This is a genomic window from Sphingomonas sp. 37zxx, assembly GCF_000786205.1.
Classification (GTDB): Bacteria; Pseudomonadota; Alphaproteobacteria; order Sphingomonadales; family Sphingomonadaceae; genus Sphingomonas.
On record NZ_JROH01000004.1, the window covers coordinates 108,473 to 120,610 of the forward strand.

Sequence of the window (12,138 nt, forward strand, 5' to 3'; positions counted from 1 at the left end):
CCAACGGGTCGCCCGCACCGATGTTCCTATGGGGTGGGATCAATTGTGCAGTCGCGAATAATAGGATTGTAACGGCCGCACTTCAAGAGATTGTCGCGATAGCGCCTCCATCGCGCGCGCAGCGGCGACGCTGGCGGCGGCGGTGGTGAAATAGGGTATCTTTTGCGCGAGCGCCGAACGGCGGATATCCGACGAATCCTTGAGCGATTGCCAGCCTTCGGTGGTGTTGAAGATCAGGTCGACCCGGCGATCGAGAATGCGATCGACGATGTGCGGCCGCCCTTGCGCCACCTTGTTCACGCGCTCGACCGCAATCCCCTGCCCGGCAAGGAAATCGGCGGTGCCGGCGGTTGCGATGATCGTGAAGCCGAGATCGGCCAGGATACGCACGCCGGGGAGGATCACCGCCTTGTCGCTTTCCTTGACGCTGACGAACACCGTCCCCGCCGATGGCAGGATCGTGCCGGCTCCCAATTGCGCCTTGGCAAAGGCGATGGCGAAATCGGTATCGATTCCCATCACTTCGCCGGTGGACTTCATTTCCGGCGACAACACTGGATCGACGCCGGCAAAACGGCCCCAGGGGAATACGGCTTCCTTCACCGCGACATGATCGACGCGCCAGTCGATCTTGGGCAGGTCGGCGAGCATTTCGCCCGCCATTACCCGGCTGGCGATCTTGGCGATCGGCACGCCGATTGCCTTGGCGACGAAGGGCACGGTGCGGCTGGCGCGCGGATTGACCTCGATCAGGTACACCACGCCATCCTTCACCGCGAACTGGATGTTCATCAGCCCGCGTACCGACAATGCGTGCGCGAGCACGACGGTCTGCCGCTCGATCTCGGCGATGATATCGGCGGGCAGGCTGTAGGGCGGCAGCGAGCAGGCGCTGTCGCCCGAATGGACGCCCGCCTCCTCGATATGCTGGAGCACGCCCGCCACCACCACATCGGTGCCGTCGCAGATCGCATCGACATCGACCTCGATCGCGTCGCGCAGATATTGGTCGATCAAAACGGGTGAGTTGCCAGACACTTGCACCGCAGTCTGGATATAGGCTTCGAGCTGCGCGGTGCCGTCGACGATCTCCATCGCGCGCCCGCCCAGCACATAGCTTGGGCGCATCAGCACCGGATAGCCGATGCGTTCGGCCACCGCGATCGCCTCTTCGCGGCTGCGCGCAATGCCGTTGGCCGGCTGTTGCAGCTTGAGCTTGCCGATCAGCGCGGCGAAGCGCTCACGGTCTTCGGCCAGGTCGATCGCGTCGGGGCTGGTGCCCAGGATCGGAATCCCCGCATCCTCAAGCGCCTGCGCCAGGTTGAGCGGCGTCTGGCCGCCGAACTGGACGATCACGCCGACCAGCGTGCCATTGGCCTTTTCGACCTCAAGCACTTCGAGCACGTCCTCGGCGGTCAGCGGCTCGAAATACAGCCGGTCGCTGGTGTCGTAATCGGTGCTGACGGTCTCTGGATTGCAGTTGATCATGATCGTTTCATAACCGGCATCGGCCAGCGCGAAGCAGGCATGGCAGCAGCAATAATCGAACTCGATCCCCTGCCCGATCCGGTTGGGTCCGCCGCCCAGGATCACGATCTTCTTTCGATCGGTGGGCATGCTTTCGCATTCGGGTTCGCCGAAGGACGGCCCCTCATAGGTCGAATACATATAGGGCGTCTTGGCGTCGAATTCGGCGGCGCAGGTGTCGATCCGCTTGAACACCGGGCGCACGCCAAGTTTGTGGCGAAGCGCGCGCACTTCCTTTTCGGTGACGCCGCCGGTCATCGCCACCACCGCCTCGTGGATCAGCCCCGATCCGCGCGCGATGCCGCGCTCGCTGCCGCCGCGAAGATTGGCCGATTGCAGCGCGAGATAGGCGAGCCTTTTGTCGCTGAAGCCCATCGCCTTCAACCGGCGCATGCCCGCCGCATCGCGGGGCAAGCCGCCGGCGCGCACTTCGTTCTCGGCTAGCACGATCTCTTCGATCCGCGCGAGGAACCAGGGGTCGTATTTGGCGATCGCATGCACTTCGGCAACGGTCATGCCCTCGCGCAGCGCCTGCGCCGCGACCAGCAGCCGATCGGGCGTGGCGACCGAAAGCGCCGCCTCGATCTCAGCGCGCGGCGCGCCGATCAGCCGGTCGACATCGTTGAAGCCCGACAGCCCGGTTTCCAGCCCGCGCAACGCCTTTTGCATGCTTTCGTGGATGCTGCGGCCGATCGCCATCACTTCGCCGACCGATTTCATCGCGGTCGACAGCACTTCTTCGGCGCCCTTGAACTTCTCGAACGCGAAGCGCGGGATTTTGGTGACGACATAGTCGATCGTCGGCTCGAACGCCGCCGGGGTCGCGCCGGTGATGTCGTTGGTGATCTCGTCGAGCGTATAGCCGACCGCCAGCTTGGCGGCGACCTTGGCGATCGGGAAGCCGGTCGCCTTGCTCGCCAGCGCCGACGAACGCGACACGCGCGGGTTCATCTCGATCACGATCAGGCGGCCATCGGCGGGGTTCACCGCGAACTGGACGTTCGACCCGCCGGTTTCGACGCCGATCTCGCGCAGCACCGCGATGCTGGCGTTGCGCATGATCTGATATTCCTTGTCGGTCAGCGTCATCGCGGGGGCGACGGTGATCGAATCGCCGGTATGCACCCCCATCGGATCGATATTCTCGATCGCGCAGACGATGATGCAATTGTCCGCCTTGTCGCGGACGACCTCCATCTCATATTCTTTCCAGCCGAGCAGCGATTCCTCGATCAGCACCTCGGTGGTCGGGCTGGCATCGAGGCCGCCGCGGACGATCTTGACGAACTCGTCGCGGTTATACGCAACGCCGCCGCCGGTGCCGCCCAGCGTGAAGCTGGGGCGGATGATCGCGGGCAGCCCGGTATGCTCGATCGCGGCCAGCGCCTCTTCCACCGTATGCGCGATCCGCGAGCGTGCGCTTTCGAGGCCGATTCGGTCCATCGCGTCGCGGAACTTGATCCGGTCCTCGGCCTTGTCGATCGCTTCGGCATCGGCACCGATCATCTGGACGCCGTATTTTTCGAGCGTGCCGTCCTGCGCCAGCGCCAGCGCGGTGTTGAGCGCGGTCTGCCCGCCCATCGTGGGGAGCACCGCATCGGGCCGCTCCTTGGCGATGATCTTGGCGACGATTTCGGGGGTGATCGGCTCGACATAGGTGGCGTCGGCGAGGTCGGGATCGGTCATGATCGTCGCCGGGTTCGAATTGACCAGGACGATGCGATAGCCCTCTTCCTTGAGCGCCTTGATCGCCTGCGTGCCCGAATAATCGAACTCACAGGCCTGGCCGATGACGATCGGCCCCGCGCCGATGACGAGGATCGAGGAGATGTCGGTACGTTTGGGCATTAGGTTCGATTATCCAGCGCAGATGGGTCTTGAGGGATAAGAGCTTCAGGCTCGGCGGGCGTGGCAAGCCCTGCAGCTTGGTTCTGTTGCTCCAGCGCATTAGCAATTCTGATCCAAGCTACTTGTGCCTGAACGTTAAGCTGATCGCGATCAACAAATGACTGCGAACTGTAGCTGCGCTTCTCCAGATCGGATTCCGCGATGTCATACCGCATGAAGCGCGTAATCTCGAATATCAATTTTGTTTGGCGCATCAGCATTTCTTGATTATGTCGATCAAGATTGTCTGGTGACGCCTTATAATACACAGCTTCCATGTACTTTTCCCACGCAGCCATGATCGTTTGCTGGCGGTTAAAGTCGACCGGGATCATATTAATTGCGATTGAGTAAGCAGGGTCGGCTACAACATGGCGGGTGCCGATTAGCATTCTCAACGTTTGAAGCTGCCGATCCCGTTTTGCACTCCTGGCTTGGCTCCAAAGGGTCACAAGGACCGCGCTTAGCGGACCGACAATCAAGCCGATAAGTGCGAAGGTCTCATAGGGTGTCACCGAAGCGCCCCCACAAACCGCTCGAACAGGTACAAGCTATCCTGCGGCCCCGGGCTCGCCTCGGGATGATATTGCACGCTGAAGGCCGGGCGGTCGGTCAGTTCGAAGCCGGCGTTCGAGCCGTCGAACAGCGACACGTGCGTCTCGCGCGCGGTTTCGGGCAGCGTTTCGGTCAGCACCGCGAAGCCGTGGTTCATGCTGGTGATTTCGACCACGCCGTCGGCGAGCCGCTTGACCGGATGGTTCGCGCCGCGATGGCCCTGATGCATCTTGGTGGTCTTTGCCCCTACCGCCAGGCCGAGCAACTGGTGGCCCAGGCAAATGCCGAACACCGGCATCTTGTCGTCGAGCAGGCGGCGGATGACGGGGACGGTATAGTCGGCGGTCGCGGCAGGGTCGCCGGGGCCGTTCGACAGGAACACGCCATCGGGGGCGAGTGCCATCACCTGCTCATAGGTCGCGGTGGCAGGCAGCACCGATACGCGCGCGCCGGCGGCGACGAGGTTGCGGAAGATGTTGCGTTTGGAGCCGTAGTCGATCGCGACGACGTGGGGGGCCTTCTCGCCCCCCTCCCGCTGGCGGGAGGGGTTGGGGGTGGGCAGTTCTTCAGTCGACGGGCTCGGTGAGATTCCGTTCCCACCCCCGGCCCAGTTCGGGGTCGGATGTGCCCCCGGCACATCCTCGACAGCGCGGGGCGCTGTCGACCCCGAACTCGCAGGCGGGAGGGGGGAAGAAGAAGTGTCATACCCCGCGCCCAGCTTCCACAGGCCGCCTTCCCAGCCATAATGCGTCTCGCACGATACGGTCTTGGCGAGGTCCATGCCCTCCAGCCCCGGCCATGCCCGCGCCATCCGCAGCAGCGAATCGAGGTCGAACACGCCATCCGCGGCATAGGCGATCACGCCGTTGGGCGCGCCGCCAGTGCGGATCCGGCGGGTGAGCGCGCGGGTGTCGATGCCCGACAGGCCGATGCGGTTATGCGCCTTCATCCAGTCGTCGAGCCGCGCCGCGCTGCGGAAGTTCGACGGCTCGGTCACATCGGCGCGCACGATCATGCCCAGCGCATGCGGATCGTCGGCCTCGACATCGTCGGCATTGGTGCCGGTATTGCCGATATGCGGGAAGGTGAAGGTGATGATCTGACCGGCATAGGAAGGATCGGTCATCACCTCCTGATATCCGGTCATCGCGGTGTTGAAGCAGACTTCGCCGACCGCGGCACCCTCGGCACCAAAGCCCCGGCCCCACAGCATTTCACCGCTGGCAAGAACCAATACGCCGGTCGCACCTTCGGGCGCGGACATGGGTTTGGCTTCGGCCATGAATGGGGGCACTCCGTTGTGTTGAATTCCAGCGATGTCGCTAAGGGGTCCGGCTAGCCCCCTGCCCGCGCCCCGTCAACCGGTGACGAAGCGGCGCGGTTCGGCTAGGCTCCCCGGCTTGCCCGCACGAGAGGCCATTACATGATTCGCGACGACATCAAGACCGCCCTCATCACCGCGATGAAGGGCGGCGACAAGGCTACCACCGGCACGATCCGCCTGATCCAGAGCGCGATCAAGAACCGCGACATCGAAGCGCGCACCGGCGCTTCGCCCGACGACGACGACGTGCTGGTGGTCGAAGTGCTGCAGAAAATGGTGAAGCAGCGCCGCGAATCGATCGAGATGTTCGAAAAGGGCGACCGCCAGGAACTCGCCGACGCCGAAGCCGCCGAAGTGGTGGTGATCGAGCGCTTCCTGCCGCGCCAGATGGACGCAGCCGAGACCGCGGCCGCGGTCGAGGCGATCAAGGCGGAACTGAGCGCTACGGGCATGAAGGACATGGGCCGGGTGATGGCCGAGCTTAAGGCGCGGCACGCGATGACGCTGGACATGAGCAAGGCGAGCGGCGCGGTGAAGGCTGCGCTGGGCTGAAATGGCGGGCGGCACCCCCCTTCTTCCCCCCTCCCGCTTGCGGGAGGGGTCGGGGGGGGGGACGGTCGAAGGCATCCGCCGCCCCACTGCCCGCGCCCAGGAATTAAGGCGAACCGCCACCCCCGCCGAACGAATGCTGTGGCGCTACATCGGGGCCTCGCGCTTGGGCGTGAAGTTCAGCCGGCAAATGCCGGTTGGCCCATATATCTGCGATTTTCTCTCACGGTCGCATCGGCTGGTGATCGAACTCGACGGGTATAGCCACGATCTGACCATCGACGAGGACGCCGAGCGCGACGCATTTCTGCGTTCGCGCGGATTGCGGGTGCTGCGGTTTGCGAATGCGGATATTTTAGGGAATGTCGAGGGCGTGGTGGAAGCGATACGTGCTGCGTTGTTGATGGCCCCACCCCCGGCCCCTCCCGCAAGCGGGAGGGGGGAAGCGTGAGCGACGCACACCGGTGCGCGACAAAGACCCCCTCCCGCTTGCGGAAGGGGCTAGGGATGGGCATGTCCACCCACGATACGCCCGACGCCCCATGACCCTAACCCCAGCCTTTCTCGACGAACTTCGCGCGCGCACCACGCTGTCCACGCTGGTCGCGCGCACCGTCAAACTTCAGCGTGCGGGCCGCGAATTCCGGGCGTGCTGTCCGTTCCACAACGAAAAATCGCCCAGCTTCTACGTCAATGACGACAAGGGCTTTTACCATTGCTTCGGTTGCGGCGCGCATGGCGATGCGATCCGGTGGATGACCGATCATCAGGGCCTGCCGTTCATGGACGCGGTCAAGGAACTGGCGCAGGTCGCGGGGCTCGACGTGCCTGCCCCCGACAAGCGCTCGGCCGAACGTGCCGAGCGCGCCAAGGGGCTGCACGAGGTGATGGCCGATGCCGCCGCGTGGTTTACCGCGCAATTGCACGGCCAGGGCGGGGGCGAGGCGCGGGCGTTGCTCGAACGGCGCGGGATCAACGCCGCCACCGCCGCAACCTTTGGCCTTGGCTTCGCGCGCGACAGTCGCGGCAAGCTGCGCGCTGCGCTCAAGGACTATGGCGACGCGCTGCTGGTCGAGGCCGGGCTGCTGATCCAGGTCGAGGACAAGGAGCCTTATGACCGGTTTCGCGGGCGGCTGATGATCCCGATCCGCGATCCGCGCGGGCGGGTGATCGCGTTCGGCGGGCGCATCATCGGGGATGGCGAGCCGAAATATCTCAACTCCCCCGAAACCCCGCTCTTCGACAAGGGGCGCACGCTCTACAATCTCGACCTCGCCCAACCCGCCGCTCGAAAAAGCGGCCGGGTGATCGCGGTCGAGGGTTATATGGACGTCATCGCGCTGGCGCAGGCGGGGTTCGGCGAAGCGGTCGCCCCCTTGGGCACCGCGATGACCGAATCGCAGCTCGAACGGCTGTGGCGGATGACCGACGTGCCGCTGTTGTGCTTCGACGGCGATTCGGCGGGGCAGAAAGCGGCGATCCGCGCCGCGACCCGCGCGATGCCGATGCTCGCGCCTGGGCGCAGCCTGGCGTTCGTCACCTTGCCGCAGGGGCAGGATCCCGATGATCTGGTGCGCGCCGCCGGCCCCGCCGCGTTCGAGGCGCTGGTCGCCAAGGCACAGCCTTTGGTCGAGCGGCTATGGGCGCATGAGGTCGCCGCCGAGCCGCTGAACACGCCGGAACAGCGCGCCGGGCTCAAGCGGCGGCTGTCGGACCTGGCGGGCAGCATTGCCGATCCGGGGGTGCGCGACGAATATCATGCCGATTTCCGCAACCGCTTCGACGATATGTTCGCGCGCAAGCCGGCACCGCGCCGCGCGTTCCAGCCGCAGCGCCCCGGTGGCCGCTTCGACAAGGGGCGCGGCGGGTGGAAAATGCCCGATCCGCCCGCGACCGAGGGCACGCGCGACGTCAGCACCGGCGGCATCGATCCCGTTTTGGCACGCGCGGTGCTGGCCGGACTGATCCGCCATCCGACCCAGATTGCCAGACATATCGAGATCTTAGGCAGCCTGAAACTCGCCAATGCGGCGCTTGCCCGGCTGTTCGAGGCGGTGATTGATGTTGCACTGGAAGATCAGGCGCTTGATAGCGGACGGGTGCTCACCATATTAGCCAGATCGGGTTTCGATCAGGTGGCAAGCGACTTGTTGCGCGCCGATAGCCTGCCGTTCACGTTTACCCAGGGCCACGCCGACGAGGCGCAGGCGATGGCCGACCTGAACGAGGCGATCGCAGTGATGGTCGCGCGCCCCCGGGTGGACGCCGCATTGATGGAAGCGACACTGGCGGTACAGACGGGCTTCACCGACGAGGCCTATACGCGGCAGATAGCTTTGGTGCATGAGCGCGCCCGGCTGGAGGCGCGACTTGCAAATCTGATGCTGGCGGACGAAGACGACGAAACGCTTGGGTGATTGAGGGCAGTTAATGGCGAAAGCGAATATGGCGGAAGTTGCCGAAGGTCCTGAATCGGGTGACGCACCGCTGATCGACTTGAATGAAGGTTCGATCAAGAAGTTGGTCGCGCGCGCCAAGAAGCGCGGCTACATCACTGTGGATCAGCTCAACGAGATGCTGCCGCAGGATCAGATGACCAGCGAGCAGATCGAAGATGTGATGTCGGCGCTGAACGACATGGGCGTGAATGTCGTCGAGAATGAAGAAGGCGGCGAAGACGCCGAGGCCGAGGAGGACACACCCGACGAAGTCGAGGCGACCGACGGCCAGGACGATGCGGCTCCCGCCTTTGAAATGGTCAAGAAGAAAGAGACCATCGATCGCACCGACGATCCCGTCCGCATGTACCTGCGCGAGATGGGTGCAGTCGAGCTGCTCAGCCGCGAGGGCGAGATCGCCATCGCCAAGCGGATCGAAGCTGGCCGCGACACGATGATCTTTGGCCTGTGCGAATCGCCGATCACCTTCAACGCGATCATCGGCTGGTCGACTGCACTCAACGAAGGCACGATGCAGTTGCGCGAGATCCTCGATCTCGACGCGATGCTGTCGAAAGACCCGGCACCCGAATCGCTGTCTGAGGATGGCGAGGACGATGGCGAGATTTCGGCGAAAAATGCCGGGCCGACCTTCAAGGAAGAAGCCGAGCCTGAAGAGGCATCGGTCGACGATGATGATGAGTCGGGCGAACGCCGCACCCCGCGCGCATCGGATGACGAGGAGGAGGACAACACCCTCAGCCTCGCGCAGATGGAAGAGACGCTGAAGCCGCAGGCGCTTGAAAAATTCGCCTCGATCACCGCGCTCTACAAGAAATTTTCGAAGGTCCAGCAGAACCGGCTCGACGCGATGTCGGCCGGTGCCGATTTTTCGGCAGCCGACGAGCGCAAATATCACAAATTACGCGAGGAACTGACCGCCGAAGTCGAAAGCGTCCAGTTCCACAATGCCAAGATCGAATATCTGGTCGATCAGCTTTACAGCTTCAACCGGCGGCTGACCGCGCTTGGCGGCCAGATGCTGCGGCTGGCCGAGCGCCACAAGGTCAACCGCAAGTCGTTCCTCGACAGCTATGTCGACCACGAGCTTGACGAGAACTGGCTGACCTCGGTCGCCAAGATCGACAAGAAGTGGAAGGCGTTTGCCGAGAACGAGGTGGATTCGGTCGATCGTATCCGCAACGAAATCGCCGAAATCTCGCAAGCGACCGGCATGGCGCTCGGCGAATTCCGCCGAATCGTCAACATGGTGCAAAAGGCCGAGCGCGAGGCGCGCATCGCCAAGAAGGAAATGGTCGAGGCGAACCTGCGCCTCGTGATCTCGATCGCCAAGAAATACACCAATCGCGGGCTGCAGTTCCTGGATTTGATCCAGGAGGGCAATATCGGCCTGATGAAGGCGGTGGATAAGTTCGAATATCGCCGCGGCTACAAGTTCAGCACCTATGCGACCTGGTGGATTCGCCAGGCGATCACCCGCTCGATCGCCGATCAGGCGCGGACGATCCGTATCCCGGTGCATATGATCGAGACGATCAACAAGCTGGTGCGCACCAGCCGCCAGTTCCTCCACGAGCAAGGCCGCGAGCCCACGCCCGAGGAAATGGCCGAACGGCTGAGCATGCCGCTCGAAAAGGTCCGCAAGGTGATGAAGATCGCCAAGGAGCCGATCAGCCTCGAAACGCCGATCGGCGACGAGGAAGACAGCCATCTGGGCGACTTCATCGAGGACAAGAACGCGATCATCCCGGTCGATGCCGCGATCCAGGCGAACCTCAAGGAAACCGTCACGCGGGTGCTGGCGAGCCTCACCCCGCGCGAGGAGCGTGTGCTTCGGATGCGCTTCGGCATCGGCATGAACACCGATCACACGCTGGAAGAAGTCGGCCAGCAATTCTCGGTCACGCGCGAGCGTATTCGCCAGATCGAGGCTAAGGCACTGCGCAAGCTCAAGCATCCGAGCCGCAGCCGCAAGATGCGGTCGTTCCTCGACCAGTAACGACGTCCCCGGGCCTTCGCCGCACCGCGAGGCCCGGGCTTGTTGAAACACATATGATTGCTCCGAAACGGATTGAACCCGTTGCTCAATAGGGGCGGCATGTGGCGTTGTCGGGCGCATGGCCAACGAACCTCTGCCGATTGATCCGTCCGCTTGCGTCACCGCATCCCAGTTGGTGCGGCAGTTCGGCATGTGGCAACAGCGCGCGATCGAACAGCCGGTCTTCGTGATGCGCCGCGGCCAGCCTAGCCTGGTCATCACTTCGTTCAATCTGATGCGGCGGCTATGCAGCAGCGCCGCCGGCGACGATGCCGGCACCGTTCTTGCCCAATTGTTCAATTCGTTGCGCGAAGCGGTGCTGGTGATCGACCATGACGGCGGCATCATCGACACCAATCGTGCCGCGCAAAAGACGTTCGCAATCGGCGAGGCAGCAGCGCGCGGACGGCCCTTGTCTCGATTGCTGCCGCCCGCCATCGCGCGCGCGTTGATCGGCCATGTTGCAGTCGCAACGCGCAGCAATGTCGCGGGCCAGCTTGCATTGGCGATCCTGGGTCGACGGTTCGCGGTAGTGGTTGCGCCGCACCCCGCCGGCGCGCTGCTATTGTTCGAAGACCGGACGCATGATGCCATTGGCGAAACGCTGGCAGCGATGCTGGCCGCACTCGATGAGGCGTCACGATCGACCGGAGCGGTTGCTGCATTGCGGGTGGATTTGCACGGCTATGTCGATCCACCCTCGCCGTCGCTTGCCGCGTTGACCGGCAGTGCCGATGCCGCCGATGTTCCGCTGCGCTTCACGTCGCTGTTCGATACTGAATCCAAAGCGGCGGTAACCGATGCGATCGCCGCCACGCTGTGGGACGGCCAAAAGCGCACCATCGCGGCCAGGCTTCGCTGCGCCGATGGTGGCACATTGAAGGTCAGTCTGTGTATTGCCCCCGAATGCGCGGGTGCAAGCACGACAGCGGTCGCCGCCATAATGGTCGCAGATCGCCTTGCCGATCGGCACGACTGACCGCTCTCTACACTCCCTATTTACACTCTTGGGCTATCAGGAACCCTTGGGGATCGGATGTTCGCCGAAGCGACACCGTGGGCGCATCCCACCCACAGACTTTCGGAGACATGTATGCTGTTCGAAACCGCGCGAAAGATCGGCACCGACAGCGCGTCACGCGCGCTGTTTTCGCTGATCGGGAGCGAGGGTACCGCCGGGCATCGCTATGCGGCGACGCTGCGGCAAATTGCAGCGCCGACCCGCGACGTCACCGATATGCTGCACATCATCTGCATGCTGCACGGGACGTATCCCGGGATCATCGATCACGCTATCGATCACACCGACCATCCCGACGCCGATGCCTGGCTGGAACAGGCGGCATTGGGCTTTGCCGAAGAGCGGCGAATCCTGGCGATGCTGGTTGCGGCATCCGGCCCGCTGCCCAGCACGCCCGGCCAGGCCGAGACCGAAGCGGCGATCATCGCGCAGCATCACGCGCTAGCCATGTTGTCGCAATCCGATCGCGTCGGCTGCGCGTTCGGCACGGCGGCGGCGCTGGTGCTCGATTGGCACGCGGCGCGGATGATCCTCAATTTGGCGGCGTCGCGCATGGGGCTGGAGATCGAATCCGCTCCCCTGCCCACCCCAGTCGATACTGCCGCCGCGATTGACGTGTTTGCCGAAACTCCGGCGATCGAACGAGCGCTGCTGTTCGGCGCGCAGCAGTTCGTCGCGCAGCAACGCGGGCTGTGGAGTTTGCTCGAAGCGCGGGCGGTTGCGCGCAACCATAGCTGAAGCGCTGGGTTGCACGCCGCACTTGCTTGCCCCTAAGCCT

Annotated in this window: 9 protein-coding genes; 6 read left to right on the forward strand and 3 right to left on the reverse strand. The window is 63.8% G+C overall.

Going from position 1 to position 12,138, the window contains the following annotated elements; translation table 11 throughout:
• Nucleotides 1-39: 39 nt before the first annotated feature.
• The 3 genes from carB to QU44_RS02605 are packed head-to-tail and all read right to left on the reverse strand — an operon-like array spanning nt 40 to nt 5,251.
• The gene (gene carB / locus QU44_RS02595; protein ID WP_033919905.1) at nt 40-3,375 is read right to left on the reverse strand and encodes a carbamoyl-phosphate synthase large subunit; all 3,336 of its coding nucleotides are present in this window, start codon (nt 3,373-3,375) and stop codon (nt 40-42) included.
• Nucleotides 3,375-3,929 (reverse strand): DUF6680 family protein, encoded by a 555-nt coding sequence (locus tag QU44_RS02600; protein WP_033919907.1) that lies wholly within the window; start codon nt 3,927-3,929, stop codon nt 3,375-3,377. Before QU44_RS02600 ends, carB begins: the two co-directional genes overlap by 1 nt.
• Nucleotides 3,926-5,251, reverse strand: coding sequence for a carbamoyl phosphate synthase small subunit (locus QU44_RS02605; protein WP_033919908.1), 1,326 nt, complete (start codon nt 5,249-5,251; stop codon nt 3,926-3,928). The genes QU44_RS02600 and QU44_RS02605 overlap by 4 nt, the downstream gene beginning before the upstream one ends.
• A 141-nt stretch (nt 5,252-5,392) precedes the next feature.
• On the opposite strand from QU44_RS02605, the gene QU44_RS02610 reads away from it, so the two are divergent.
• The 6 genes from QU44_RS02610 (at nt 5,393) to QU44_RS02635 (ending at nt 12,098) form a co-directional block, all read left to right on the forward strand.
• Entirely contained in the window at nt 5,393-5,845 is a 453-nt protein-coding gene (locus QU44_RS02610; RefSeq protein WP_033919910.1) for a GatB/YqeY domain-containing protein, read from the forward strand.
• Nucleotides 5,846-5,978: 133 nt separating this feature from the next.
• A complete protein-coding gene (locus QU44_RS02615) occupies nt 5,979-6,293 on the forward strand; it encodes an endonuclease domain-containing protein (protein WP_231621584.1) in 315 nt (104 codons plus the stop codon).
• A gap of 91 nt (nt 6,294-6,384) precedes the next feature.
• On the forward strand, nt 6,385-8,259 hold the full coding sequence (dnaG, locus tag QU44_RS02620; protein ID WP_033919911.1) for a DNA primase: 1,875 nt from the start codon (nt 6,385-6,387) through the stop codon (nt 8,257-8,259).
• Nucleotides 8,260-8,272: 13 nt separating this feature from the next.
• On the forward strand, nt 8,273-10,300 hold the full coding sequence (gene rpoD / locus QU44_RS02625) for an RNA polymerase sigma factor RpoD (protein ID WP_033919912.1): 2,028 nt from the start codon (nt 8,273-8,275) through the stop codon (nt 10,298-10,300).
• A 118-nt stretch (nt 10,301-10,418) separates the two neighbouring features.
• Complete coding sequence (locus QU44_RS02630; RefSeq protein WP_081987820.1) at nt 10,419-11,318, forward strand: PAS domain-containing protein; 900 nt, start codon at nt 10,419-10,421, stop codon at nt 11,316-11,318.
• 114 nt (nt 11,319-11,432) lie between these two features.
• Nucleotides 11,433-12,098: a DUF6975 family protein gene (locus tag QU44_RS02635; protein ID WP_033919916.1), complete on the forward strand. Its 666-nt coding sequence runs from the start codon at nt 11,433-11,435 to the stop codon at nt 12,096-12,098.
• Nucleotides 12,099-12,138 lie beyond the last annotated feature (40 nt).

Excerpts from the sequence above, each read along its gene's own strand:
- QU44_RS02635 (WP_033919916.1), top strand. The coding sequence starts at position 11,433 with ATGCTGTTCGAAACCGCGCGAAAGATCGGCACCGACAGCGCGTCACGC.
- QU44_RS02630 (WP_081987820.1), top strand. The coding sequence starts at position 10,419 with ATGGCCAACGAACCTCTGCCGATTGATCCGTCCGCTTGCGTCACCGCA.
- QU44_RS02615 (WP_231621584.1), top strand. The coding sequence starts at position 5,979 with ATGCTGTGGCGCTACATCGGGGCCTCGCGCTTGGGCGTGAAGTTCAGC.
- rpoD (WP_033919912.1), top strand. The coding sequence starts at position 8,273 with ATGGCGAAAGCGAATATGGCGGAAGTTGCCGAAGGTCCTGAATCGGGT.
- carB (WP_033919905.1), bottom strand. The coding sequence starts at position 3,375 with ATGCCCAAACGTACCGACATCTCCTCGATCCTCGTCATCGGCGCGGGG.
- QU44_RS02610 (WP_033919910.1), top strand. The coding sequence starts at position 5,393 with ATGATTCGCGACGACATCAAGACCGCCCTCATCACCGCGATGAAGGGC.
- dnaG (WP_033919911.1), top strand. The coding sequence starts at position 6,385 with ATGACCCTAACCCCAGCCTTTCTCGACGAACTTCGCGCGCGCACCACG.
- QU44_RS02605 (WP_033919908.1), bottom strand. The coding sequence starts at position 5,251 with ATGGCCGAAGCCAAACCCATGTCCGCGCCCGAAGGTGCGACCGGCGTA.